The 25,725-nt window shown below is 64.3% G+C and carries 23 protein-coding genes; 9 read left to right on the top strand and 14 right to left on the bottom strand.

Annotated elements, in window-relative coordinates:
• The first annotated feature begins 73 nt into the window (after positions 1-73).
• Complete coding sequence (gene sugE / locus EN955_RS19170; RefSeq protein WP_013528463.1) at positions 74-388, top strand: quaternary ammonium compound efflux SMR transporter SugE; 315 nt, start codon at positions 74-76, stop codon at positions 386-388.
• Positions 389-526: 138 nt separating this feature from the next.
• Here sugE and EN955_RS19165 read toward each other — a convergent pair whose 3' ends face one another.
• On the bottom strand, positions 527-955 hold the full coding sequence (locus tag EN955_RS19165) for a DUF6481 family protein (protein ID WP_013528462.1): 429 nt from the start codon (positions 953-955) through the stop codon (positions 527-529).
• 278 nt (positions 956-1,233) lie between these two features.
• Between EN955_RS19165 and EN955_RS19160 the strand changes: the two genes are divergently transcribed.
• The 3 genes from EN955_RS19160 to EN955_RS19150 all read left to right on the top strand — a co-directional run bounded on the left by EN955_RS19160 (position 1,234) and on the right by EN955_RS19150 (position 4,652).
• Complete coding sequence (locus EN955_RS19160) at positions 1,234-2,295, top strand: LLM class flavin-dependent oxidoreductase (RefSeq protein WP_013528461.1); 1,062 nt, start codon at positions 1,234-1,236, stop codon at positions 2,293-2,295.
• A gap of 117 nt (positions 2,296-2,412) precedes the next feature.
• A complete protein-coding gene (locus tag EN955_RS19155) occupies positions 2,413-3,582 on the top strand; it encodes an AI-2E family transporter (RefSeq protein ID WP_024502077.1) in 1,170 nt (389 codons plus the stop codon).
• A gap of 68 nt (positions 3,583-3,650) precedes the next feature.
• Complete coding sequence (locus tag EN955_RS19150) at positions 3,651-4,652, top strand: LLM class flavin-dependent oxidoreductase (protein ID WP_024502076.1); 1,002 nt, start codon at positions 3,651-3,653, stop codon at positions 4,650-4,652.
• Positions 4,653-4,686: 34 nt separating this feature from the next.
• Here the strand turns inward: EN955_RS19150 and EN955_RS19145 are convergent, their stop codons facing one another.
• On the bottom strand, positions 4,687-5,706 hold the full coding sequence (locus EN955_RS19145) for a LacI family DNA-binding transcriptional regulator (protein WP_024502075.1): 1,020 nt from the start codon (positions 5,704-5,706) through the stop codon (positions 4,687-4,689).
• Positions 5,707-5,926: 220 nt separating this feature from the next.
• On the opposite strand from EN955_RS19145, the gene EN955_RS19140 reads away from it, so the two are divergent.
• From EN955_RS19140 to EN955_RS19130, 3 genes are read left to right on the top strand one after another with little or no spacing between them, the layout of a single operon-like run.
• Complete coding sequence (locus tag EN955_RS19140) at positions 5,927-7,510, top strand: sugar ABC transporter ATP-binding protein (RefSeq protein ID WP_024502074.1); 1,584 nt, start codon at positions 5,927-5,929, stop codon at positions 7,508-7,510.
• A complete protein-coding gene (locus EN955_RS19135) occupies positions 7,507-8,823 on the top strand; it encodes an ABC transporter permease (protein ID WP_024502073.1) in 1,317 nt (438 codons plus the stop codon). The genes EN955_RS19140 and EN955_RS19135 overlap by 4 nt, the downstream gene beginning before the upstream one ends.
• On the top strand, positions 8,820-9,788 hold the full coding sequence (locus EN955_RS19130) for a substrate-binding domain-containing protein (protein ID WP_127223442.1): 969 nt from the start codon (positions 8,820-8,822) through the stop codon (positions 9,786-9,788). Before EN955_RS19135 ends, EN955_RS19130 begins: the two co-directional genes overlap by 4 nt.
• Positions 9,789-9,830: 42 nt before the next feature.
• Here EN955_RS19130 and EN955_RS19125 read toward each other — a convergent pair whose 3' ends face one another.
• Genes EN955_RS19125 through EN955_RS19100 form a run of 6 tightly spaced genes read right to left on the bottom strand, consistent with a single transcriptional unit; the run spans position 9,831 to position 16,982 of the window.
• Complete coding sequence (locus EN955_RS19125; protein ID WP_024502072.1) at positions 9,831-10,292, bottom strand: MarR family transcriptional regulator; 462 nt, start codon at positions 10,290-10,292, stop codon at positions 9,831-9,833.
• Positions 10,289-10,873, bottom strand: a complete 585-nt coding sequence (locus EN955_RS19120; protein ID WP_024502071.1) for an amino acid synthesis family protein — start codon at positions 10,871-10,873, stop codon at positions 10,289-10,291. The genes EN955_RS19125 and EN955_RS19120 overlap by 4 nt, the downstream gene beginning before the upstream one ends.
• A complete protein-coding gene (locus EN955_RS19115; RefSeq protein ID WP_024502070.1) occupies positions 10,866-11,750 on the bottom strand; it encodes a thiamine biosynthesis protein ApbE in 885 nt (294 codons plus the stop codon). Before EN955_RS19115 ends, EN955_RS19120 begins: the two co-directional genes overlap by 8 nt.
• On the bottom strand, positions 11,750-13,291 hold the full coding sequence (locus tag EN955_RS19110; protein ID WP_024502069.1) for a 6-hydroxynicotinate reductase: 1,542 nt from the start codon (positions 13,289-13,291) through the stop codon (positions 11,750-11,752). The genes EN955_RS19115 and EN955_RS19110 overlap by 1 nt, the downstream gene beginning before the upstream one ends.
• A complete protein-coding gene (locus EN955_RS19105; protein WP_024502068.1) occupies positions 13,288-16,131 on the bottom strand; it encodes a molybdopterin-dependent oxidoreductase in 2,844 nt (947 codons plus the stop codon). The genes EN955_RS19110 and EN955_RS19105 overlap by 4 nt, the downstream gene beginning before the upstream one ends.
• Positions 16,128-16,982, bottom strand: a complete 855-nt coding sequence (locus EN955_RS19100; RefSeq protein ID WP_024502067.1) for a xanthine dehydrogenase family protein subunit M — start codon at positions 16,980-16,982, stop codon at positions 16,128-16,130. The genes EN955_RS19105 and EN955_RS19100 overlap by 4 nt, the downstream gene beginning before the upstream one ends.
• A gap of 257 nt (positions 16,983-17,239) precedes the next feature.
• Between EN955_RS19100 and pncA the strand changes: the two genes are divergently transcribed.
• Both pncA and EN955_RS19090 read left to right on the top strand, forming a co-directional pair.
• Entirely contained in the window at positions 17,240-17,854 is a 615-nt protein-coding gene (gene pncA / locus EN955_RS19095) for a bifunctional nicotinamidase/pyrazinamidase (protein WP_024502066.1), read from the top strand.
• Positions 17,855-17,881: 27 nt separating this feature from the next.
• Positions 17,882-19,300 (top strand): sodium:proton antiporter, encoded by a 1,419-nt coding sequence (locus EN955_RS19090; RefSeq protein WP_024502065.1) that lies wholly within the window; start codon positions 17,882-17,884, stop codon positions 19,298-19,300.
• Here the strand turns inward: EN955_RS19090 and EN955_RS19085 are convergent, their stop codons facing one another.
• The 6 genes from EN955_RS19085 to EN955_RS19055 form a co-directional block, all read right to left on the bottom strand.
• On the bottom strand, positions 19,301-20,035 hold the full coding sequence (locus tag EN955_RS19085) for an ABC transporter ATP-binding protein (protein WP_024502064.1): 735 nt from the start codon (positions 20,033-20,035) through the stop codon (positions 19,301-19,303). It abuts the gene before it with no gap.
• A complete protein-coding gene (locus EN955_RS19080) occupies positions 20,032-20,760 on the bottom strand; it encodes an ABC transporter ATP-binding protein (protein ID WP_024502063.1) in 729 nt (242 codons plus the stop codon). The genes EN955_RS19085 and EN955_RS19080 overlap by 4 nt, the downstream gene beginning before the upstream one ends.
• A complete protein-coding gene (locus tag EN955_RS19075) occupies positions 20,757-21,719 on the bottom strand; it encodes a branched-chain amino acid ABC transporter permease (protein WP_024502062.1) in 963 nt (320 codons plus the stop codon). The genes EN955_RS19080 and EN955_RS19075 overlap by 4 nt, the downstream gene beginning before the upstream one ends.
• The gene (locus tag EN955_RS19070) at positions 21,716-22,597 is read right to left on the bottom strand and encodes a branched-chain amino acid ABC transporter permease (protein WP_013528443.1); all 882 of its coding nucleotides are present in this window, start codon (positions 22,595-22,597) and stop codon (positions 21,716-21,718) included. Before EN955_RS19070 ends, EN955_RS19075 begins: the two co-directional genes overlap by 4 nt.
• Before the next feature lie 180 nt (positions 22,598-22,777).
• Positions 22,778-24,082 (bottom strand): ABC transporter substrate-binding protein, encoded by a 1,305-nt coding sequence (locus tag EN955_RS19060; protein WP_024502061.1) that lies wholly within the window; start codon positions 24,080-24,082, stop codon positions 22,778-22,780.
• 128 nt (positions 24,083-24,210) lie between these two features.
• Positions 24,211-25,593, bottom strand: a complete 1,383-nt coding sequence (locus EN955_RS19055) for a hypothetical protein (protein WP_196815381.1) — start codon at positions 25,591-25,593, stop codon at positions 24,211-24,213.
• Positions 25,594-25,725: the final 132 nt, after the last annotated feature.

Raw genomic sequence — 25,725 nt, 5'->3', positions numbered from 1 at the left:
ACCCGCCATTGTTTGACTGATCGTCGGACGCCGAAGTCACTTTTCGGTCCGATGCTCTGATGGAGCGTTGTCGATGTCGTGGATTCTTCTCTTTTTCGCTGGCTTGTTCGAGATCGGCTGGGCAATCGGCCTCAAATACACCGATGGCTTCTCGAAGCTGGTGCCGACCGTGCTGACCGTTGCCTCGATGGTCGTCAGCCTCACTCTGCTCGGCCTGGCGCTGAAGGCGCTGCCCGTCGGCACCGCCTATGCGGTGTGGACCGGCATCGGCACCGTCGGTACGGCACTGCTCGGCATCTGGCTGCTCGGCGAACCGGCCACCGCGATCAGGCTGGCCTGCATCGCGCTCATCGTCTGCGGCATCATGGGGCTGAAGTTCGCCGCCTGACGGTAACGCTTAGGTCTCTTGGTTTGCGCATGTCGTCCTCCCAGAGCCGGGACCAGGGCGACATGCATGGGACAAACACGTTCAGGGCCGCTGCGAGGCGACCCTGATTCTCGAAGCAGATTGCTCCGTAGCCGAGAGCTAGCGGGCGGAGAAGCCCGGAGGCGTCCTGCCGGTACGCTGCTTGCGTGCCGCATAACGCGCGTCGCGCTTGGCCTTGCGTTCGGCTTCGTCGGCCAGAAGACGGGCGATGCGCTCGTTCTCTTCGGATTCCCGAATCTTGGCCTCAGCCTGTGCAGCTTCCTCGGCGGCGATACGTGCCGCTTCGGCTGCTGCCTCGCGCTCGGCCTTCTCGACCGCTTCGCGTGCCAGCTTCTCCTGCTTCAGCCGGGCCTTTTCGGCCTCGCGGATTTCGCGGGCCGCAAGGATAGCCTTGCGTTCAGCCTGCCGCGCCAGCACTGCGGGATCATCCGCCGCCGGCTTTGCCTTGAAGCGCTCGAGGAGCGCCTTCTTTGCCTCGTTTGCGGCATTGCGCCGCTCGAAAACGTCTTTTTCCCTGTAGATAGCCAAGTCCACTTCCCTGAAGTCAATTCGCGACGCTTACATACGCGCGAAAACCGAGAGTTCAAGCGCCAAAACGGCATGGCAGCCATGAAATTGTCGGCTGTTGCACTCGGGAGACGCCTTTGGAGCAATTCCAGGAAAAGTGTGAAGCGGTTTTCCGTCCGGAATGGCGACGAAGAGATAGAGCCGAAACCGACATGCACTGTTCACCGTCCGCCCCACTGGCGGCGCGGCTGAGGCGTCGCTACGTCTAACCCGAAAACCCAACACCAGGATGACATCAAATGGAACTCGGTCTCTACACATTCGCCGACGTCAGCCCGCAGCCGGGCCCCGGTGCCATCGGCCCGCATGAGCGGCTGCGCAACCTGATCGAGGAGATCGAGCTGGCCGACCAGGTCGGCCTCGACGTCTTCGGCCTCGGCGAGCATCACCGGCCCGACTATGCCGCCTCCGCACCAGTCGTGGCCCTGGCCGCGGCGGCCGAGCGTTCGAAGCGCATCAAGCTGACCAGCGCGGTCACCGTTCTGTCTTCCGATGACCCGGTGCGCGTTTTCCAGCAATTTGCCACGCTCGATCTTCTGTCGGGCGGCCGCGCCGAGATCATGGCCGGGCGCGGCTCGTTCATCGAATCCTTCCCGCTGTTCGGTTTCAACCTCGAGGATTATGACGAGCTGTTCGCCGAAAAACTGGATCTGCTGCTTGCCATCCGCGACAGCGTGAAGGTCACCTGGTCGGGCAATCTGCGTGCGCCGATCAACGATCGCGGCGTTTATCCCCGGCCCTTCCAGGACAGGCTACCGGTCTGGATCGCCATTGGCGGCACGCCGCAGTCTGCCGCCCGCGCTGGCGCGCTCGGCCTGCCGCTGGCGCTCGCCATCATTGGCGGCGAGCCGGCGCGTTTCGCGCCGCTGTTCGATCTCTACCGCGAAGCCGCCAAACGCGCCGGCAGTGATCCGGCGGGCCTTGCCACCAGCATCAACGTGCACGGCTTCATCGCCGAGACGACCGAGCAGGCGGCGGACGATTTCTACGGCCCGCAGGCGGAGGTGATGAACCGCATCGGCCGCGAGCGCGGCTGGGGTCCGACCTCGCGGGCGCATTTCGACCAGTCGCGCGGCCCCACAGGCGCCCTGTTCGTCGGCAGTCCCGAGCAAGTGGCTGAAAAGATCGTCGCCCAGCACAAGATCTTCGGCAATGACCGCTTCCTGCTGCAGATGGCGATCGGCACCATGCCGCATGCCAAGATCATGAAGGCGATCGAACTCTACGGCACCAGGGTGGCGCCGATCGTTCGCAAGGAAACAGCCAAGCCCGCCACAGCCGTCACGTCGCCGGCAGCCTGACCCGGAGCCGGCGCGAGCGGCCTCAATCCCGAAGCCGGCTCATGGAACCCTCGCCCGTAACTCTGCGTTTCATGGAGGCGATTGCCGTGCGAAGGGGCGCCGGCTTGAGGGGTGACCATGAAAACCGAACCCACAGCCTGGGGTCAGGACGTTTCCGATGAACCGGATTCGCGCGTCGCGGCTCGCGCCGACACGCGTCTGATGCGCTCGTTGCTGATCGGCATCTTTCTCTTCATGGCCATCTACGCGCTTTATTTCGCCCGCGCTTTCTTCATGCCAGTGCTTCTGGCTTTCCTGCTTGCGCTGACGCTGACGCCGATCGTCCGGCTGCTGCGCAAGCACGGTATCCCGGAAGTGATCTCGGCAACCCTTCTGGTGCTGTTGTCCCTCTGTGTGTTCGCCACCGCCGGCTATCTGCTCAGTGGCCCGATAATCGATCTTATCAACAACACCTCGTCGATCGGCCAGAAGCTCACCGAACGGTTGGCGCAATTGCGACAGCCGCTCGAGAAGATCATGCAGATTTCGCATCAGATCGAACAACTGACCGAGACCTCGCAGGAGTCGGGCATTCAGAAGGTGGCGGTAGCGCAGTCCGGCATCCTGTCGGCGGCCGCCAGCAACATCCTGTCGGCGGGAACAGGCCTCACCATCATCTTCGTGCTGTCGCTGTTCCTGCTCGCCTCCGGCACGATGTTTTATGAAAAGATCATCCAGTCCTTCGCCAGCCTCAGCGAAAAGAAGCGGGCGCTGCGCGTCGTCTATGACGTCGAACGCGAAATCTCGCACTATCTGCTCACCGTCACCATCATCAATGCCGGCCTCGGCACGGTCATCGCTCTCGGTCTTTGGGCGCTCGGCGTACCCAATCCGCTGGTCTGGGGCGTTGCTGCCGCCCTGCTCAATTTCCTGCCCTATGTCGGAGCACTGATCACCATCGTGCTTGTCACGGTCATGGCGTTGATCAGCTTCGATACCATCTTCTACGCGCTTCTGGCGCCGGCCTTCGTGATCTTGTGCGACATCGTCGAAGGCCAGTTCGTGACGCCGATGGTGGTCGGCAGGCGCCTCGAGATCAACGCCGTGGCGATCTTCATCGCCATCGCCTTCTGGTCATGGCTGTGGGGTTTCGTCGGCGCCCTGATGGCGGTGCCGCTGCTGGTCGTCATCAAGGTGTTCTGCGATCATTTCGATGGGCTCAGCCATGTCGGCAATTTTCTCGCCGCGCAGCACGCGGTTGTCGTCGAGGAGGACGACATCGCCGACTCCGAAGCTGTCAAAGGCTGATCAATATTTTTGAATTTGCGGCGCCGCCGGATGCTTCCTACATGCGGTCCTGACACAGGATCCCACCCATGACCGACCTTTCCGTTCTCGACCTGTCGCCGATCGTCGAAGGCAGCGATGCCTCGCAGTCGCTGGCCAATTCGCTCGATCTTGCCCGCCATGCCGAGCGCCTGGGCTACAAGCGTTTCTGGCTGGCCGAGCATCACAACATGCCGGGTATTGCCAGTGCCGCCACAGCCGTCGTCATTGCCCATGTCGCCGGCGGCACCAAGACCATTCGTGTCGGCGCCGGCGGCATCATGCTGCCCAACCATTCGCCGCTGGTGATTGCCGAGCAGTTCGGCACGCTGGCCGCATTGCATCCGGGCCGCATCGATCTCGGCATCGGCCGGGCGCCCGGCACCGACATGGGTACCGCCCGCGCCTTGCGCCGCAATCTCGAGGCCGGGGTCGACAATTTCCCGCAGGATGTCGTCGAGTTGATGGGCTATTTCCAGCCGGCCGAGGAAGGCCAGCGCATCCGTGCCGTGCCCGGCGAAGGCCAGGGCGTGCCGGTCTGGATCCTTGGCTCCAGCCTCTACGGCGCGCAGCTTGCCGCCATGCTCGGCCTGCCCTATGCCTTCGCCTCGCATTTCGCGCCGGCGGATCTGGATCACGCGCTGGATGTCTACCGCTCGCGCTTCCAGCCCTCCGAGCAGCTCGACAAGCCGCATGTCATGCTTGGCCTCAACGTCTTTGCCGCGCCCACCGATGCCGAGGCTCGTTTGCTGTTCACCTCGCTGCAACAGGCTTTCGTCAATCTGCGCACCGGCCGTGCCGGCCGGCTGCCGCCACCTGTCGAGAACTATGACCGCGATCTCGATCCGATGGCAAAGACCATGCTCGGCCAGGCATTGTCCTGCGCCGTCGTCGGCTCCCCGGAAACGGTGCGGCAAGGCATCGATGCCTTCGTGCGCCGCACCGGTGCCGACGAGCTGATGGTCACCGCGCAGATTTTTGATCATGCGCCGCGGGTACGGTCGTTCGAGATCCTGGCCGAGGCGCACAAATCGCTGTCGCAGGCGGCCTGACAAGTCCTGACAGGAATATACGCTGGGCGAAAGACTACGCGCTCACGCTCTGCGCAATCGCCCCGAGCGGGCGACAGGAATTGCGGATCATCAGCCGACCCTTGAGAAAAAGCTTGCGCGGCGGCGCGTCCCTGTTGCCGGCGAGACGGTCGAGAAGCAGATTGGCCGCTTGTTCGCCGATCGCCTGCACCGGCTGCGCGACGGTGGTCAGCTGCGGCTGAAACACGTCGGACCATGGAAAGTCGTCGAAGCAGGCAACCGAAATGTCTTCCGGGCAGGACAGGCCGATGTCGCGGATCGCCTTCATGGTGCCGATCACCATCGGGTTGTTGGCCGAGAAGATCGCGCTTGGCCGATCGTGCGAGGACAGCATCTGCATGGTCGCGTTGTAGCCGTCGATCTCATGAAAATTGCCGAAGCGGATCAGCTCCTCCGCGATCGGCAGGCCGGCGGCGTGAAGCGCCTCGCGATATCCCGCCATGCGGTCATGCATCGGCGAAATGTCCGACGTGCCGGTGATGTAACCGATGCGCCGGTGGCCGAGATTGATCAGATAGGTGATGGCGTCGAACACCGCGCGCTGGTTGTCCAGCACCACGGCATCGGTGTCGACGCCTTTGCAGATACGATCGAGCAGCACCACCGGCACGTTGGCGTCGTCGACGATCCGCTTGAGGATCGCGCCGTCGCCGACGCGCGCCACGATCAGCCCGTCGACCATGCGATCGAGCAGCAGCTTGATCTGATCGTCCTGGGTGTTCAAATCCTCGTCCGTGCAGCACAGCATGACGGCATAGCCGGCCCGGTCGAAGGCCTGCTGGATGACCGAGACGACATCGGTGAAGAATGGGTTGGTGATGTGCGGCACGGTCAGTCCGATCGTGCGGGTCGTGCCCATCTTCAGGCTGCGGGCGATCGCGTTGCGCTTGTAGCCGATATCGCGGATCGCCTGTTCGATGCGCTGGCTAAGCTCCGGACTGACCGTCGCCGTGCCGTTGATCAGCGCCGAAACGGTGGCGACAGAAACACGCGCCGCTTCAGCCACATGAAGCATGGTGGGCGCGGTGGATTTCCGGTGTTTTTTTTGCCCTGATGCTGTCATTTTCGAAACGTTTCGCCACCCTTGCCGGCCAATACGTACGGAATCCTGTCCTTTTTAGCAAGAATCGAAATGCAGTAAACATGCGGCACCTCATATCAGCTTGACATGATCGAAACGTTTAGATTAGCGTTTGCGGGAAGTTGACGAGGACGGAAGGGAGGCCGCCATTGTCATGCGAGAGAGCAGTTCCCTTTCCCCGCAGCACGGCGCTGCCGATCGGTCGGACACCGTTCTGAGCGCCGAGCATATTTCCAAGAGCTTCGGCGGCATCGCCGCCCTGGTCGATGTCGGCTTCGAGCTGCGGCGCGGCGAGGTTCATGCCTTGATGGGCGAGAACGGCGCCGGCAAGTCGACGCTGATGAAGATCCTCTCCGGCGTCTACACCGGCTATGAAGGCACGGTCAGCGTCGATGGCCACCCTGTCAATTTCGCTGGCGTACGCGACGCCGAGGATGCCGGCATTGCCATCATTCATCAGGAGCTCAACCTGGTGCCCGAACTCAGCGTCGCCGACAACATCTTCCTTGGCCGCGAGAAGCTGATCGCCGGGCTGATTGTCGACCGCAAGGCAAGCAGCCGCGCGGCGGGCGCTTTGTTGCAGCGGCTCGGCATCGAGCTCGATCCGCAAGCCCGCGTCGGTGCCCTGCGTGTCGGCGAGCAGCAGCTGGTCGAGATCGCCAAGGCGCTGTCGATGTCGGCACGCATCCTGATCATGGACGAGCCGACCTCGGCGCTGTCGCCGGCCGAATGCCAGCGGCTGTTCCGCATCATCCGCCAGCTTGCCGAGAGCGGTGTCGCCATCGTCTACATCTCGCACCGCATCGACGAGGTCATGCATCTGGCCAGCCGCGTCACCGTGTTTCGCGACGGGCGCCATGTACTGACCGAGCCGATGGCCAGGCTGGACGAAGATGCGATCATTTCGGCGATGGTCGGACGCAACCTGCTCGCTTCCTCCCAGGAAGAGCGCCACTCCGGCGGCAACATTGTGCTTTCGGTCGAAAACCTGTCGCTGTCGAAGCCCGATGCGCATGGCTGGCGCACGGTGATCGACGGCGTTGGCTTCGATCTTGCCGCCGGAGAGATCCTCGGCATTGGCGGGCTGCTGGGTTCGGGCCGAACCGAGATCCTGGAAGCGATCTTCGGCTCGAGCGATGGCCGCACCGGTGGCGAAATCCAGGTCGACGGCCGGCCTGTGGATATCCGTTCGCCCCGCAACGCAAGGCGGCTGGGCATTGCACTGGTCACCGAGGACCGCAAGACGCAAGGCCTGCATCTGCAGGCTTCGATCGCAGACAATGTCGCGCTGCCGCTGGTCGGCTCGCTGTCCCGCTTCGGCATCCGCTCGCTGGCCGGCGAGCAGGGGCTGGCGCGGCAGGCGGTCAAGGCGCTCGGCATCCGCTGCCGGGACATCGACCAGCCCGCCGGCACGCTGTCGGGCGGCAACCAGCAGAAGGTCGTCATCGGAAAGTGGCTGGCGACCAGGCCGAGGGTGCTTTTGCTGGACGAGCCGACGCGCGGCATCGATGTCGGCGCCAAACGCGAGATCTACGACCTGATCTTCAAGCTGGCGCGCGATGGACTGGCCATCGCCGTCATCAGCTCCGAACTGCCGGAGCTTTTGCATCTCTCCGACCGCATCCTGGTGATGGCCGATGGCCGCCAGACAGGCATTCTTTCCCGCGACGCGGCCAGCGAGGAGGCCATCATGCGTCTCGCCGCCCCGCGCAGGACCATATCGAGACCAGCCGCATGACTGCCCTGAAACTCCTGTCCCGTACCAAGCTCTACTGGGGCCTGATCGCCATCTTCCTGATCGGCGTGCTGGGCTCGCCGATGAGTTCCAAGGGCAACAACATCTTCCTCTCCTACGGCAACCTGCTCGACGTGCTGCGCCAGGTCTCGACCACCGGGCTGATCGCCACCGGCATGACGGCTGTCATCGTCACCGGCGGCATCGATCTCTCCGTCGGCTCGCTGATGGCCATCTGCTCGGTGGTCTGTGCCATGCTGCTGACGGTCCCAGGCGTGACGCCGGGCGTCGTGCTGGGCGTGCCGACCGTCGCGCTGGTGGCGCTTTGCCTCGGTTTCGTCGTCACCCGCTTCATCTTCCAGAACCTGGCAAAGTCCCGTGCCGGCGCCGATCTCGTCCGCGAGATCAGGCTGGACGGGATTCGCGGCCTGATCACGCCCGCCGTCGTCGGCGTGGTCTTGTGCTGCCTGTCGCTGTGGTTTCTGCTGCCGCAGATCGAGCCGAAATTCGGCGTGCTCGGCGTGCTGCTGGTGGCGCCGTGCGTTGGTTTGCTGTTCGGCGCGCTCAACGGCTTCATCATCGTTGCCGGACGGCTGCAGCCCTTCATCGTCACCCTGGCTATGATGGTGACGGCGCTCGGCATCGCACGGCTGACCGCCGGCCAGAACAATGCGGTGCTGCCGGTCTATACCGGCTCCAACGCCACCGCCGATTTCGAGATCCTGCGCTCGCTGGTGTTCGGCATCATCCCGATGCCGGGCCTGTTCTTCCTCGGCGCCATCGTGATCTACGGCGCGGTGCTGCGCTTCACGCCGTTCGGCCGCTATGTCTATGCCATCGGCGGCAACGAGGAGGCGGCGCGCCTCTCCGGCATCGCCGCCGGCCGCGTCAAGATCGCCACCTATGCCGTCTCCGGGCTGCTCGCCGGCATTGCCGCCGTGCTCTATGTCGCGCAGTACCGGCAAGGCAAGCCGGATGCCGGCGCCGGGCTGGAGCTCGACGCCATTGCCGCTGTGGTCATAGGCGGCACCAGCCTGATGGGCGGGCGCGGCAGCCTCATCGGCACGTTCTGCGGCGTGCTAATCTTCGGTCTGCTCTCCAACATCCTGCAGCTCCACAACATCAATTCGAACCTTCAGCTGGTGCTGAAGGGGATGATCATCATCGGCACCGTGCTCGTGCAGGAGCGCAATGCCGGTGATCTCCTGGCCTATCTGCGCCTGCCCGGCGGGCAATCGGCGCACAAGGAAACGGCCGCGGCAAAGCGGCCGTCGCAAGAGACACCGTCTCTCAATCTCGGAGGAAACAAAAAATGAAACGACGTGACATGCTGAAGCTTGCCGCCGTGACCGCGGCACTGCTGACCACCACCGCGCTGCTGACCACCGGCAATGCCTATGCCCAGGACAAGAAGTGGAAGATCGGCTTCTCGCAGGTGACGACCATCGAGCCCTGGCGCGCGCAGTTCAACAAAGACATCCTGGCCGAAGCCGCCAAGCACCCCGAGGTTGAGCTGATCATCACCGACGGCGAGGACAAGACCGAAAAGCAGGTCGCCGATGTCGAGAACCTGATCCGCCAGGAGGTCGATGCGCTGTTGGTGTCACCGAAGGAATCGGCCGGCCTGACCGGCGTCGTGCAGCAGGCGATCGACGCCAAGATCCCGGTCTTCGTGCTCGACCGCAATGTCGACACCAAGGACTACACGCAGTTCGTCGGCGGCGACAACGCGCTGTTCGGCCGCGCGGCCGGCGAATATGCCGTCGAACTGCTGGGCGGCAAGGGCAAGGCTGCAGGCAATGTCGTCGAGATCTGGGGCGGCATGGGCACCCAGCCGGCGCATGACCGCCATGACGGCTTTCACGAATTCACCGACAAGGAGCCGGGCATCAAATATCTGCTTGACCAGCAATCGGGCGACTGGAAGCAGGACCAGGCCTACAATCTGATGGCCAACGCGCTGAAGAGCAACGAGAAGATCGATCTCGTCTACGGCCACAACGACCCGATGGCCTATGGCGCCTATCTCGCCGCCAAGGATGTCGGCCGCGAGAAGGACATCAAGTTCATTGGTATCGACGGCCTGCCCAATGAAGGCGTGCAGATGGTGAACAAGGGCGAGCTGACGGCGACCTTCACCTATGTCACTCCCGGTGCCGAAGGCCTGCGCCAGGCGATCAAGTTCCTCAACGGCGAGAAAGTCGAAAAGACCATTACCCTGCCAACCGAGAAGATCACCAAGGAAAACGCCGCCCAGGTGCTGAAGGACAACGGCCTCTGAGGCAAACTTCCTGCCGGGTGCCTCCTTTGGCGCCCGGCGGGTCTAAGCCAGCTTCACCAGCAGCTTCATGAAGGTGGCGATCTCCTTGGCCGAGAGCGGCGCCAGCGTCTCCTTTGTGATCTCGCGCGCCAGCGGGATCAGGCGCTCGATGGCTTCGCGGCCTGCCGCGGTCAGATTGACCAGCAGCCGTCTTTTGTCGACCTCGTGCCTGGAAAGCTCGACCAGGCCGCGCGCCTTCAGCCGGTCGATGACGCCCTTCACCGTCGCCGCATCCATCGCGATCAGCGTGCCGAGCTGGTTCTGCGAGGTCTCGCCGACGTCACGCAGCTTGGCCAACGCCGCGAATTGCGGCGGCGTCAGATCGCCGATATGCGCGGCAAAGATCGCGACATGGCGCTGATGCGCCTTGCGCAGGATGAAGCCGACCTGCTCCTGCAGGAGGTAATCCTGGTCGTCCGGCGCCTCGACCTCGACCAGCTTGAGCAGATTGTCCTCGCCGCTCACCGCAGCCCATCCCAGGCTTTGATGTCATCGGCCGCGAGACCACCCATGCGATCGTGGATGCGCGGACCACAAGTCATGGCGAGGCAGAACAGGATCTCGTCGGGGCGCGGACCATCGGACATGCCGACTTCCATGGCGTCGAAATGGCTGCGCACATAGGCGGCGTTGATGTGGCCGAGCGGCACGTCGAGCTTCGAACCGAAAGCGCCGACCTTCTTGGCCGACGGCACGATCGCCTTGGCGTCGCCGAGCCGCTCGCGCATGGCGTAGCCGCCGGGCACATGCCAGAGCGCGCCGTGTTCCAGCTCACCTGCGGTGCCGACAATGGCGCCTTTGCCGTAGCCGTCGATCTGCTTGACGTCGCCGCCGAGCGCCGCGATCAGCCGGTCGGCGAGCAGCAGGCCGAGCGGCTTGAGATCGTCCATGGCGCTCTGCAGCTCCTCGACATAGCGCCCGGCGAACGGGTTCTTTACCAGCGCCATGGCGGCGGCACGGCGGCGCGGCACCTTGGCCACCGGCCCGCCCTCGTGAAAGATCTCTTCGGTCAGAACCGCGATCTTGCGGATCGGAAACTCAGGCATGGGCAACTTCCTCCCTCGAAGTTTCGTTGGGCGCGGCAAGCGCAACCGAGCCACTGATGCGGATCTCGCCGCCGAGAAACAGCGCCGACCCGGCAATAAGCCCCCGCCGGCGAAAATCTTCGGCGACGGCAAGGCCATTGTCCAGCGCGCGCGCCACTTCGCCAAAGGCAAGCGTGCCGACGCCTTGCGTCACCAGCCGCGAGCCGAGATCGCTGTCGGGCGACAGTTCGTGTGCGGAAATGCGCTTGATGGCGGGATTGCCGGGCAGGTCCACCGCGTTGGCGATGAGCGTCGCCGCCGCATCGGCTTCGGCGCCGGTCCGCGCCAGAACGGTGACGGCGTCGGCAATGCCAAGCGAGAAGGAGCGGCCACGCCAACCGCTGGTGGCGACGCCGCGAACGCCATCTTCCGCGCGGATCGTGATCCGGTCGGCCATGCCGTTGCCGGTACCGGCTACCGCCAGACCCATCGACTGGCCCTTGCCGATATGGAGCGCGCAGTCGCCGCCATTGTTGACATAGGCGCGCTCGATCTTGCGACCGGCAAGCAATGCGGCGAGCATTTCGTCGGCTACCGATCCCGCGACGGCCGCCATCGGAGTTATAAAGCATTCCGCCAGGGGCGTGACGGCGGCCTCCATGCGGCGCGCCGTCGGGCCGGCGAAGGTGCGCGGCGCCAGGAAAAACGCCGGCAGCCGCAATTCGGGGAGTTCCTCGACCAGCTCCACCAGGATCGTCTGGAACCGCGCTATGGCCTGTTCATAGGCTCGGCGGCATTCATCCGCCTCACCAAAAACCTCGACGATCAGGTCGATCGGTCCGTGGTTGAGATGCAGCCGCTTGCCGTCCTGCAGCCAATGCGCTTGCGGGCCTTGCATCACCCGGCCCCGTTCGAGCCGGCACGACGTAGCTGCGCGAGTGGCGGCCATGGATTGTTGGTTTCGGCGCCTGTGCCGCGGCGCGGATTCAGGTACTCACCGCCTTTTGCGACAATATCCTCGACGCTGCGGATCTCGGCCTCGTACCCGCCGAGCCTGACATAGTCGTCGCGGCGCAGCGTGAATTCGATCGGCGCCACCAGCGCCGGTGTAGGCACATAGCCGAAGGCGCCTTCCGGCACCCGTGTGACATCGACCATCAGCGTGATGCCGCCGCCCGGCCAGACATAGACCGGCGCGCCGCCGACCGTGACATAGGTGGTCAGGCCCTGAACCGAGCGGGTGAGATTGACCGGGTTTTCGGTGACGCCGGCGCGCAGCGAACCGCCGGCGCCGCCGATGAACAGCACCGTGCACAAAGCCGGCTCGCAATTGTCCTCGATCAGGCCGACCGATTTTTGCAGCCGTTCCGGAAACGGTTTTTGCACCGGCTTCAACTCGTCGTCGAGCTCGTAATAGGCGAATTGCTCGCCGGTGGTCGAAACCATCAGCAGCGACAGGCCCGGCCGCGCACCCTTCTTGGCGTTCCACTCGCCAAGGATCGACAGCGGGTCTGAAATGCTGGTGCCGCCCCAGCCGACGCCTGGCTCGGACACCTTGAAATAGCGGCCCGGCGTCGAACGGCGGCCGATGATCTTTATCCCTGTGTCCTGCCAGCCCAGCACCTTGCCGGCCTGATGCTCGGAAACGACGCCGGTGATGTGGTCGTCGACCACCACCACCTCGTCGACAAGGCCGCGCCATTGCGTGGCGAACATGCCGATGGTCGCCGAGCCGCAGCCGACGCGCATGCGATGTTCCTGCTTGCCGTCGATGACAGGCGCTTTGCCGGCTTCGACTGTTATGGTGGCGCCGCCGTCGATGGCGAGTTCCACCGGCTTGCGGTTGCACAGATTGAGCAGCGCGTCGCAGGTGGCGCGTCCTTCGGCCTTCGAGCCGCCGGTCAGATGATGCACGCCGCCCAGCGACAGCATCTGCGAGCCATACTCGCCCGTCGTGACATGGCCGATTGCCTCGCCTTGCGATCGCACAATAGCCGTCTCGGGTCCGATATGCCGGTCGGTGTCGATCTTCACCTTGACGCCGCAGTAAGAAAAAATGCCTTCCGTGACGACGGTGACGAGATCGACGCCTTCGACTTCCTGGCTGACGATGAACGGCGCCGGCTTGTAGTCGGGATAGGTGGTGCCGGCACCGATGGCGGTGACGAAGCGGCGGCCGGTGTTGACCAGTTCGCCGTCCCATTGTTCGCCCTCGGCGACGAACGGCACGATTGCCGCGCCGGCCTCGGCCGCATGGTCGAGGATGGTCAGCGGGTCCATCCGCACGATCCTGCCGCCGACATTGCCGTAGCGGTCGCAGGCGCCGGTGCGCCCATCTGATATGTAGCACATCACCGGGCAGGCATCGCAGCGGATCTTCTCCGCCACCAGCTTCTCGCCGGGATCATGGGTCTCGAAGCGTTCGGCAAGCTCGCTCATCGGCGTGCCTCCTTTTCGCGGATGCCATCTCTTTCGCGGATGCCAGCGCGGATACGCGTCGGCGTCGCCGGAACCTTGGTGATCAGAACGCCGGTGGCGTGGCGGATGGCGTTGAGGATTGCCGGCGCCGTCGGGATCAGCACATGCTCGCCCAAACCCTTGGCCCCAAAGGGTCCTTCCGGATCCGGAACTTCTATCAGGATGGTCTCGATCGGCGGCACGTCGCCAATGGTCGGGATGAGATAATCGTGCAGATTCTCCGTGCGGCCGGGGATGTACTCTTCCATCAGCGCCATGCCGATGCCTTGCGCGATACCGCCTTCGATCTGGCCTTCGGCCAGCAGCGGGTTGATCGCCTTGCCCACATCATGCGCGGCGGTGATCTTGATCAGCTTCACCGTGCCGAGCTTGAGATCGACCTCCAACTCGGCAATCTGCGCGCCATAGCCGTAAACGGCGTAGGGTTTGCCCTGGCCCTTGGCATCGAGGGGCAGCGTCGGCGGGTCGTAGCTCTCCTCGGCACGGAAGACGAAGCCCTGGGCATCCAGGTCCAACGTCGTGAGATCGATGCGGCGGGTGGCTTCTCCCTCGCGGATGACGATCGCCGGGCCGTCGAGTTGGAGAGCGGCTTTTTCCGAAACATTGGCGAAACGCAGAATCTTTTCACGCAAGGCGCGGCCGGCCTTCTCGGCCGCCTTGCCGGTGACGAAGGTCTGGCGCGAGGCCGATGTCTTGCCGGCATCGGGAGTAATTGATGTATCGGCGCTCTTCAGCTGGAATCTCTCCAGCGGCAGGCCGAGTGCGTCGGCGCAGATCTGGGCGATGACCGTGTTCGAACCCTGGCCGATATCGACCGCGCCCTGGTGCAGGATGACCGTGCCGCCGGCCGCGATGCCGACCCGGATGGTCGACGGATTGGGCAGCGAGGTGTTGCCGCAGCCATACCAGCAGGACGCGACGCCGACGCCGCGCTTTCTATCTGTGTTGGCACTGTTGAATGCCTCCGCATCGGCCGCCGCGCGCGCCCAATGCGGCTGTAGCGATTCGAGGCATTCGGCAATGCCGACGCCGGAGTCCAGAAGCTGTCCTGTGACCGTTTCGGAGCCGTTACGAAGGCAATTCTTCAAGCGAAAATCGAGCCTGTCCATGCCGAGCTTGCCGGCCAGCTCATCATAGAGGGTCTCCTGCATGATCGTCGCTTGCGGCACGCCGAAGCCGCGGAAGGCGCCGGAGATCGGCCCATGCGTATGGATGGCGCGGCCTTCGGCGCGGTAGTTCGGCGTCGCGTAGGGTCCGGAGGCGTGCACCGGCACGCGGTTGGCCACGGTAGGGCCCCAGCTTGCATAGGCGCCGGTGTTGAAATCGCCTTCAAAAATCATGCCGGTGACAAGGCCGTCGGCATCGGCGCCGATGGTCGCTTTCATCTCGGCCGGATGGCGCTTGGTGGTCGACATCATCGATTCGGTGCGGGTGTAGGCAAGTGCCGCCGGCCGCCCTGTCTTCATCGCCACAAGGCCGATCAGCGGCTGCAGCGAGACGTCGAGCTTCGAGCCGAAACCGCCGCCGGTCGCGGTCGGCACGATGCGCACCTTGTCGACGGCAAGGCCGAGCACCTTCGCCGTCTCGTCGCGGTCCATATAGGGCGCCTGGGTGCAGGCGACGACGACCAGCGTGTCGCCGTCCACATAGGCATAGCCGGCTTCCGGTTCGATATAGGCGTGCTCGACATAGGAGGTGTCGATGACGCCGGAAACCGTGAACGCTGCACCGGCAAGGGCCCCTTCCGGATCGCCGCGTTCGACGAAGCCGGAGGTCAGCAGGTTTGCCGGTCTGTTCTCATGGATGAGCTTGGCACCGCCGGCGCGCGCTTCGCAGGATTGGAGAACATGCGGCAATTCGGTCCAGCGGATCGGAAAATCCGAGAGGTCGATATCGAGCATCGCCTCGCGCTCGCCAGCGACCAACGCCACCGCCTCACCGCGAAGGCGGGCAAACCCTTCGGCCAGTGCCGGCTGGTCGGCGAACGGGCCGATGACGCCGAAACAGTTTTTTCCCGGAATGTCGGCTGCGGTGAAGACGCCGGCAACGCCGGGATGTGCCTTCGCCCAGCCATCGAGGTCACCGAAGGCGAAGCTGGCGTGATAATGCGGAGAGCGGACCACCAGCACCGCCAGTGCATCGGCGGGGAAGGAATCGCTGCCGAATTTCTCAGCCCCGGTGACTTTCGGCACGCCATCGAGCCGGATGGGCGAGGAACCGATCGCGTGGCCTGACCGGGGCAAGCGGAAATCCAGGCTTGCTGCCTGCAGGGAGGCATCCATCACTGCGGCAATGATCTTCCGGTAGCCGGTGCAGCGGCACAGAATTCCGCCGAGCGCGTCCTGTACCTCGACCTCGGTGGGGCTCGCCTTCTTCTCCAGCAGAGCCGTCGCCGCAACCAACAGAGCGGGCGTGCAAATCCCGCACTGCGCCGCGCCATGGGCAAGGAAAGAGGCCTGCAACGTCGACAGCGTCGACAGCCGGCCGTTGGCAAGCCCTTCAACTGTCGTCACCGATACGCCGGCAGCGGACGCCGCCGACATCAGGCAGGCGCAGACGGGATCGCCGTCGACCAGCACCGTACAGGCGCCGCAATCGCCGGCATCGCAGCCGACCTTGGTGCCGGTCAGCCCCAGTTCGTCGCGCAGCACCAGGGACAGTCGGCGCAGCGGCGGCACATTGACCGATACGGCGCTGCCATTGACCTCGAAGGCGATGTCAACGCGCTCCGGGCCGCGAGCAGGCCGAACGGCGCCCAGGTCGGGCACTGCTTCACGCACGTCAGGTTGAACCTGGCTCATGCCGCCACCTCTTCGCCAGTCGTCCGCCCCACAGCCGCAAGCACGGCGCGGGCAACAATCTCGCGCACTGCATCAAGCCGGTATTCGGCGCTGCCGCGCACATCGGCGATCGGCGACAGTTCGCTCATCGGCGCGGACAGGACCGCATCGGCAAGCTCGCCATCCACCGGCAGCCCGCACAACGCGGCTTCGACGCCGGCCAGCCGCTTGGCCACCACCGAACAGGAGCCGGCCGCGACCGCCGCTTGCCGGACGGTGCCATTGTCGACGGCCAGACGTGCCGCCACCATGGCAATGGAAATGACGAGGTAGCGCCGGGCGCCGAGCTTGACGAAAGCCGACGTGCCGCTGGGCTTCGGCACGCGGATCGCCGTGACCATCTCACCGGGCAGCAGAGCCGTGCGGCGATTGCCGAGAATGAAGTCCTGCAACGGCAGGTGCCGCGTCGCTGCCACCGAGCGCAGCTCGACCTCGGCATCGAGGACGAGCAGGGCCGGCACGCCGTCGGCGGCAGGCGAGGCGTTGCAGAGATTGCCGGCGACCGAGGCGACGTTCTGGATCTGCGCCGAGCCGACCTCTCGCGCCGCCTGCTTCAGCGCCTCGAAGGCCGGCGGCAAGGGATGGCGGACGATGTCGGTCCAGGTCGTGCGCGCGCCGATGACGAAATGGTCGCTCGTCTCGGCAATGCCGCAAAGCGCCGCCAGGCCGTTAACGTCGAGAACATTGTCGCGGATCGGTTTGCTGCCCTGTGCCGGATAGAAATCGGTGCCGCCGGCAAGGATGCGCCAGGCGCCCTCGCCAAGCAAAGCGAGCGCTTCGTCGACCGAGGTGGGTTTCGCGTAACGGATCACGCTTTGCCTTCCCGAAAAGAGGCCTTCCAGAGCTGGTACTTAGAAAGATCCTTCCAGCACAGGGTCGGAAAATTCATTCGTATGCAAATGATATCAAGCTGGCAGGATTTGTCAAAGCCGGAGTTTGCCGCGGCGCCGCCGGCACGCATTTGTTATGGCTTGAGAGGTTGACGCGGCCGGCCATCTGGTCAAGTTTCTGCGTCCGGTCGCGTCAGCGGCATTTTCCACTGGAGCCTGCATACGGAAGAGGAAAGCCCATGGCCGACGAAGCGCTTGTCGTCATCGACCTGCAGAACGATTTTTGTCCCGGCGGCGCGCTGGCGGTTGCCGGCGGCGACGAGATCGTGCCGCTGGTCAACGACCTGATCCGGCGAACCGACCATGTCGTGCTGACGCAGGACTGGCATCCCGCCGGTCACTCCAGCTTTGCTTCCAGCCATCCGGGCGCGCAGCCCTTCACCATGATCGAAATGCCGTACGGCCAGCAGACGCTGTGGCCGGACCACTGCATCCAGGGCAGCCTGGGCTCGGATTTCCATTCCGGCCTCGCCTGGACCAAGGCCGAGCTCGTCATTCGCAAGGGATTTCGGCCTGATATCGACAGCTACTCGGCCTTCTTCGAGAACGACCGCACGACCCAGACCGGCCTTGCCGGCTACCTCCGGGAGCGCGGCATCGACACGCTGACCCTGGTCGGGCTGGCGACCGATTTCTGCGTCGGCTTTTCGGCGCTGGATGCCGTCAGCCAGGGCTTCAAAACCACACTGCGGCTGGATGCCTGCCGCGGCATCGATCTCAACGGTTCGCTCCATGCCATGCTGCAGCGCATGCGCGACGCCGGCGTGAGGCTCGAAGACCCTTTGTCGGACTGACGGATCGTGAGGCGCAAGAGGGGCTTTTTGTGGGTCGCGACGAAGGCGGCAATCGTCGTGGCCGTGCTGTTTCCGGCACAGGCTTTCGGGGCGGAGGAACACGGCCTGCCCGGCGCTTCGATGTCGCTGTGGTGGGCGCTGCCCTTTGCCGGGCTGCTGTTGTCGATCGCCACTGGTCCGCTGCTGTTTCTTCATGTCTGGGAGCATCACTACGGCAAGATCGCGGCCCTTTGGGGCGCTCTGGTGATCCTGCCGCTGGCGGTTGCCTTCGGTGTCCCCACAGCGACCGAAGCGGTGCTGCATGCGTTGCTCACCGAATACATGTCGTTCATCATCCTGCTGTTTGCGCTGTTCACCATTTCCGGCGGCATTCTCCTTGCCGGCAACATTCACGGCACGCCGCTGGTGAATGCCGGCCTGCTGCTGGTCGGCGCGCTGCTGGCCTCGGTGATCGGCACGACCGGTGCCTCGATGATCCTGATCCGGCCGATCATCCGCGCCAACGATAACAGGCCGTTCAACGCCCATGTCGTTATCTTCTTCATCTTCCTGGTGTCCAACATCGGCGGCTCGCTGACGCCGCTTGGCGATCCGCCGCTGTTCGTCGGCTTCCTGCGCGGCGTCGACTTCTTCTGGACGACGACGAACCTCTGGCGCGAGACGCTGTTCGTCGGCGGTGTCGTGCTGGGCGTTTTTCTGGTGATCGACATCATCCTGCACCGGCGCGAGGCTGGCGCGCCGAAGATCAAGGACCCGACACCGGATACCAAGGTGCGCCTGCGCGGCCTGGCCAACCTTCCGCTGCTGGCGGGGGTGATCGGCGCCATCCTACTATCGGCGGCTTGGAAGCCGGGCGTCAGCTTCTCCGTGTTCGGCGTCAGCCTGGAACTGCAGAATCTGGTGCGCGACGCCATGATCCTGGCGCTCGCCCTCGTTTCACTTGTCATTTCGCGCAAGGAATACCGCGAGGCCAATGGCTTCAACTGGGGTCCGATAGCAGAGGTGGCCAAATTGTTTGCCGGCATCTTCATCTGCATCGTGCCGGTCATCGCCATCCTCAGGGCAGGCCATGAGGGTGCGCTGGCGCCGCTGGTGTCGCTTGTGAGTTCTTCCTCCGGCCAACCCAACGATCTCGCCTATTTCTGGCTGACCGGGGCGCTGTCATCCTTCCTCGACAATGCGCCGACTTATCTGGTGTTCTTCGAGCTTGCCGGCGGTGACCCCCGGCACCTGATGACGGAGTTCGCTTCGACGCTTGCCGCGATCTCGGCCGGCGCGGTGTTCATGGGCGCCAACACCTATATCGGCAATGCGCCGAACTTCATGGTCTACGCCATCGCCCGACATCGCGGCGTGAAGATGCCGGGCTTTTTCGGCTATATGGCATGGTCGGGCCTGGTGCTGATCCCGACATTTTTGGTAGCGGGTTTTCTGTTCTTCGGCTGATCAACCCACGCCGACATAACGGCGCACCGCTGACGGATCGGCGCGCAGTTCTTGGACATCGACCGTCTCGCGGTTGCGGCCGTTTTCGACGAAGGCAACGCGGTCGGCGACAGAAAGCACTGCATCGACCCGTTGTTCGACCAGGATGGTCGACACGCCCATGTCACGCAGCGTCGACACCGTCTCGCGGATCTTGGCGATCATCGACGGCATCAGCCCTTCGGTCGGCTCGTCGAGCAATAGCACCTGCGGTTCGAGGCAGAGTGCACGCGCCATCGCCAGCATCTGCTGTTCGCCGCCGGACAGTGTGCCGGAACGCTGCCGCAGCCGCTGGCGCAGCAATGGAAAGAGGTCGAGCACGTTTTCACGCGTCGCCTTGCCCTTGCCGCGCGCCATCAGGCCGATCTCGATGTTTTCCGCCACCGTCATTTCGGCGAACAGTCGCCTTCCCTGCGGCACATAGGCGACGCCGGCCTTGGGCACCTCATGCGCCGGCAGGCCGGTCAACTCCTTGCCATCGAGCCTGATCGAGCCGGCGCTCGAGGGAACCAGCCCCATGATGGCCTTGAGTGTCGTCGTCTTGCCGGCTCCATTGCGGCCGAACAGGCACAGCACCTCGCCTTTGTTCAGCACCAGGTCGAGGCCATAGAGCACCTGGACCTCGCCATAGAAGCAGTCGAGCCCCGAAATGGTGAGTGCTTGAGGCGTGGCCTCGGCCTGGTTTGCCTCGGTCATGGGGCAGTCCCCAGATAGGCTTCCTGCACCGCCGCGTTTTCGCGGATCGCTTCGGGCGTGCCTTCGGCGAGGATCTTGCCGGCATTGAAGACAGTGATGCGGTCGGCCAGCTGCATGACGACAGGCATGTTGTGCTCGATCAGAAGCACGGTGGCATTCTTGGCGATCTCGCGCACCAGGGTGACGAAATTGTCGATCTCGCTGTCGGCCAGCCCTTGCGTCGGCTCGTCGAGGATCAGCAGGCGCGGCTTCAGCGCCAGGCCCATCGCCACTTCCAGCAGGCGCTGATGGCCGTAGGACAACTGCCCGGCCGGCATGTGGGCGCGATCGGCCAGGCCGGTGCGTTCGAGTGCGGTCATGACAGCGGCCTGTATCGCGCTCCTGGAATGGCTGCCATGCCGCAGCGTCAGTTGCGCGGGCAGCGCGACGTTGGCGTAGACGGACAGGTTGGCATAGACGCTGGTGAGCTGGAAGGTGTAGGCGATCCCCCTGCGGACCCTGACATAGGCAGGCAGATTGGTGATGTCGGCGCCGTCGAAGACGATCATGCCGGCAGACGGCTGGATGCGGCCGCTGACCAGGCTGACGAAGGTGGTCTTCCCCGCTCCATTGGGGCCGATCACGGCGCGGATTTCGCCCGGCATCAAGGAGAAATCCACACGGTCGACGGCACGCAGGCCGCCGAAGTCGCGAGAAAGGCCCTTGGTGGTCAAAAGCGGCATCATGGCAGCCACCCGAGCCAGCGCTGCCTAATGCTGCCCAGAATGCCTTTGGGGAAAAACAGCACAAGCAGGATCAGCGCGATGCCCACAATCAGCAGATAGGCGGAGGTGTAGCCGCTGGTGATATCGATGACATAGTACATGAACAGCGTGCCGATCAGCGGCCCGAGCGTTGTTGCAGCACCGCCCAGCAGCGCCCACAGCAGCGGCAGGATCGAATATTGCACCGACGCGAAGCTCGATCCGACATAGCCGAACAGCAGCGCATAGGCGGCACCCGAGGCCGCGCAGATGATGCCGGAGATGACGACGGCGGCGAGCTTGTTCGAAAACGTGTCGTAGCCGAGCATCTTCGTGCGCTCCTCATTTTCGCGGATGGCGACCAGCACGCGGCCATAGCGGGAGCGGACGATGCCCAATGTGACGAGCAGCACGATCGAAAACAGCGCCAGCGCTGTCATGTAGCGAACGGTCGGATTGGTGAGCTCGAGCGATGTCGCGCCGAAGCTGAGCACACGGGCCGGCTGCGGCACGACCATGCCCTGGTCGCCGCCGGTCCACGTCGCGAAGTAGAGGATGAGGAGGTAGAACACTTGCGCGAACATCATGGTGACGATCATGAAGGCGACGCCCGTGGTGCGCAGCGCCAGCAGGCCGATCACGAGTGACACAACAACACCACAGGCAAGCCCGGCGGCGAACGCCGCTGGTACGCTCCAGCCGAGCTGGATGACGGCAAGGCCGGCGCCATAGAGCCCGGCGGCAAAGAACATGGCATGGCCGAGGCTGAGCAGGCCGACATAGCCGAACAGCATGTTGTAGCCCATGGCGAACACCGCCAGCACCATGATGCGGGCGAGCAGGCCGTGATAGTATTCCGGCAGAAGGAAGCTCAGCACGAAAAGCAGCCCGACGACGCCGAGATGCAGGGCATAGGCTTTTACCGGCGAAGCTTCGCTCATCGCGACCTCGTCCCGAACAAGCCTTGCGGACGGAACACCAGCACCATGGCGACCAGCAGCGTGGCGATGATCTTGGCCAGCGTCGGCGAGAAGAACATCGAGATGATGCCGTCGGAGAGACCGATCAGCACGGCGGCGACGACCGTGCCGCGCAGCGAGCCGAGGCCGCCGATGATGACGACGATGAAGGAGAGCAGCAGCGGGTCCTGCCCCATCAGATAATGCGCCTGGCTGATCGGCACGATCAGCACTGCGGCAATAGCCGCCAGCATGGCGCCAAGCGCGAAGACGCCGCCATAGACGCGGCCGACGGGGATGCCGAAGGCCTGCGCCGTCTCGCTGTCATACTGCGTGGCGCGCATGACGAGGCCGATCCTGGTGCGCGTCAGCACCAGCCATGTCGCGGTGAGCAGCAGCGCGGAGGCGGCGATGACAGACAGTTTGTAGCCGGAGTAGCCGAACCACGGCAAAAGGATACGGTAGCTGAACGGCGGCTCCACCGGCCGCGCCTCCGGACCGTAGAAGGTCAGCGCCAGCTGCTGGATGATGTAGAGCATGCCGATGGTGGCGACGATGGTGGCTTCCGGATTGTAGTTGAGCCGGCGCAGCACCAGCCGTTCGGCGACCAGCGCAATGGCGCCGACGATCAGCGGAGCAATCACAAGTGCGGCCAGGAAGCCGAGCGCGGGATGGCCGCCAATGGCTGTGGTGATCGCCCAGGCGAGCACGGCGCCCAGCATGAAGAACTCACCATGCGCGACATTGACCACCCGCATGACGCCGAACACCAAGGACAGGCCGAGCGCGGTCAGCGCCAGCACGGCTGAGGTGACGAGGCCTTCGAGGGCGGCGAGGAGGAGGTGGGGACCGAAGTGCATGCTACACGCCCAGCGATAGCGCAATCGCGCCCCTTGCGGGGGGTGAGGAGTGGTCCGCGCAGCGGACGGAAAGCCAATTGCTTGGCTTTCCGAACGACGAACGCCCGGAGCGACAGCGAAGGGCCGGGTCCGGCAGGACAGAGGGGGGCGGCCTGGCGCTCACGCTTGTGCTGGAGCAGCTCACAGCGCCTGCGTCGTATAATCCCCTTCGGCCTCGTAAAGTCCGTCCTCGATCTTGGTCTTGTGCACGACCTTGAGCTTGCCGCCTTCGATCTTGGAGATGTTCTGGATGCCAAAGCACTGGTGGATCTTGCCGTTGAAGGTCTTCGGTCCCTGCGGATGTTCCGGACCTTCGGCGAATTCGGTCAGCGCCTCGGTCGCCTCGACCAGCTTGGCGCGGTCTTCCGGTCCCTTGTAGCCGGCGTCCTCCATCGCCTTCTTGACGACGTAGAGCGTTTCCCAGCAGCCGAACATGTGGGCGGCGGTGGAGACGTCCTTGGGGTCGCCGACGGCGGCGCCATTGTCGTCGATGCCGACAGCAGCGCGATAGGCCTTCTGCGCCTCGGAATCATCGGCCTGCGCATAGCGCGGCGAGCCTTCCCAGAAATGGCTGCCATCGAGGAATTCGAGGCCGGGGCTGTTGATGTCGGTGGCTTCGAGCGAATCGATGAAGCCGAACAATTGCGGCCGGTTGGAGCCGTAGAACTCACCAAGCTCCTTGACGAAGGTGAGCACGGCCGGGCCGACCATGACGTGGTAGATCACCTCGGTCTCGGCCGGGATCTGCGGAAAATACTTGGTGAAGGACGATTCCGTCGGCGGGATGGCGATCTGCGCGATGACCTCGCCGCCTTGCGCCTTCAGCGCCGGCGGCAGGTAGTCGCGGTGGTCGTAGCCGAAGGCGAAATCCGGGAAGATCTGCGTCACCTTCTTGCCGGCGTTAGCCGCGATCCACGGGGCCATCGACTGGATCTGGCTCTTCACGTCGGTGATGCCGGGCTGGAAGACATAGCGGTTCAGCTTGGTCGAGGCGACGTGATGGCCTTCGCTGACGACGAAATAGGGCATCTTGTTTTCGCCGGCGGCGGGCGCCGAGCCGATGACGACATGTGAAAACAGCGTACCGAAGACGATGTCGGTCTTGTGCTGGGTGGCGAACTTGCCGACCACCTCGGCGCCACGGCCGGGATCGGTGCCGTCATCCTCGATGATCACGTCGACCTGACGGCCATTGATGCCGCCGGCGGCATTGATCGCCTTGACCGCGGCAGCTGTGGTCTTTTCGTACCAGCGGCCATAGGCGGCGCCGATGCCGGTTCGGTGCGACTGGAAGCCGATCTTGATCGGCGCCGAACTCTGCGCCTGGGAATAGCGGACGAAGCCAGGGGCAAGGCCGAGGCCGGCGCCTGCGGCCAGACCCTTCAGTGCGGTGCGGCGGGTGAGCGTGGATCTGGAGAGATCGAAAAACCCATTCTTGTCAGTCACGGCAGTTCCCCTGTTTTTGAGTTTTGACTGGCTGCAACGAGGCAAAAAATCGCATGTGTACAAACTAAATCACCAAAGCCCCGACGTGGCAAGCGGGCTTTCCCCGAAGGCATGCTGGTCGCCTTTTCTCATCCGACAGTCGGCGTGGCAAGCAACCAGAGGCCGAAGACGGTGTAGGCGATCATCAGCAAGGTAAGCGGGAACTGGCTGAGGGCCGCGCGGGAGGGCTGTGGGTGCAGGCGCCAGGCGAAGCCGTGAGCGACGAGGACGGCGAGCACATGGCCCAGGATGATGGCGCCGGCCTGGATATTCCACAGCCACCACGCAGAGTCCGCCCCCGCAACGATGCCGGCCTCGATCTGCATATCGGCGGTGCCGAACAGGTTCCAGCCCATCGCGAACGGATCGGAAAGTGCCGCAAGCGCATATTGGCCGTCGACGAGCAGCGCCGTCAGATAATGCGCAATGTGATAGGCAAGCGCGATCGGCACGATCGACCACACCAGCTGACCGGCCGCCTGGTTAAGAATGTGGTCGCTGCCGGCAAGACGTTGGCCGAGCCAGACGGCAAGCAGGAACACCGCCGCCAGCAGCGCGAATGTCAGGATCAGCCCGAAAGTGCCGCTGCCGATCAGCGCCGTGCGGCCGGGAAATTCGAGCGGGTTGATGGCGAACAGGCCGAGCCAGAAGAAGGTTTTCGACAGGCCGTCGAAGGACACCGACGACAGGGCGAGCAGCAGGAAAGCCATGCCGCTGGCCGGCAAGGGCTCCGCGGCCAGCAGCTTGGCGCCCGGCCAGCACAGGGCAAGCCGGCCACGTTCGTTCCGTACCACAATTGCGAAACGCGCCACCATGGAGAAGAAGACCGTCAGGAATTCGCCGCTGCGGCTCCAGCCGCGATAGCCGAACGCCAGTATGGCGAGGAAAGAGAATAGCCAGTAGAGGCCGGCGGCCACGGCCAGACGCGCCGGATCGTCGGGCGCCGGATCGATGAGTTCGAACCAGGCAAAGGCGAAGAACAAGATGGCCGCAGGCCAGCAGCCGACCCATCGGGGCAGGCGCCATGTCCCGGTCCCGAACAGGCGCGAGGCGATACGCCATGGTCCATACCAGGGGTTCAGCCATGACCAGAGATCGCCGAAGAGGCCTTGCAACAGCGTGACGCCGGCCCACAAAAGGGTCCAGATCACCAGAGGCAGCGGGTTTGAAAGCGGGTCGCGGCTGCCGAAAAGGCCGGCGGCGATGAGAATTGCAAAGCCGGCAAAGGATATCAGGCTGATGGCGGCGCGGGCGCTGTCGCCGAAGGTGAACAGCGGCAGGCGTCGGCGCCAGAAGCGGTCAAGCGAAGCCGCCGGCAGCAGCGCCAGGACGAGGAAGCTGATCGCCACGGCGAAAGCGCCTCCGGCCAGATAGTAGCCGGTCGGCAACAGCAGGACGTGGCCCCGGTCGGAGGCGTGTGCGCAGGCGGGGGCGGGCAATACGAGCGATACGGCTGTAAGCAACAATGCCAACGATAGATGACGGCACCCTGCGGCGCCCCCCTCTGTCCTGCCGGACCCGGCCCTTCGCCGTCGCTCCGGGCGTTCGTCGTTCGGAAAGCCAAGCAATTGGCTTTCCGTCCGCTGCGCGGACCACTCCTCACC

The sequence above is a fragment of the Mesorhizobium sp. M7A.F.Ca.CA.001.04.2.1 genome (assembly GCF_003998485.1).
GTDB classification, from domain to species: domain Bacteria; phylum Pseudomonadota; class Alphaproteobacteria; order Rhizobiales; family Rhizobiaceae; genus Mesorhizobium; species Mesorhizobium ciceri.
The sequence above is the reverse complement of the archived record's forward strand: the minus strand, read 5'-3'. Positions and strand labels throughout refer to the sequence as shown.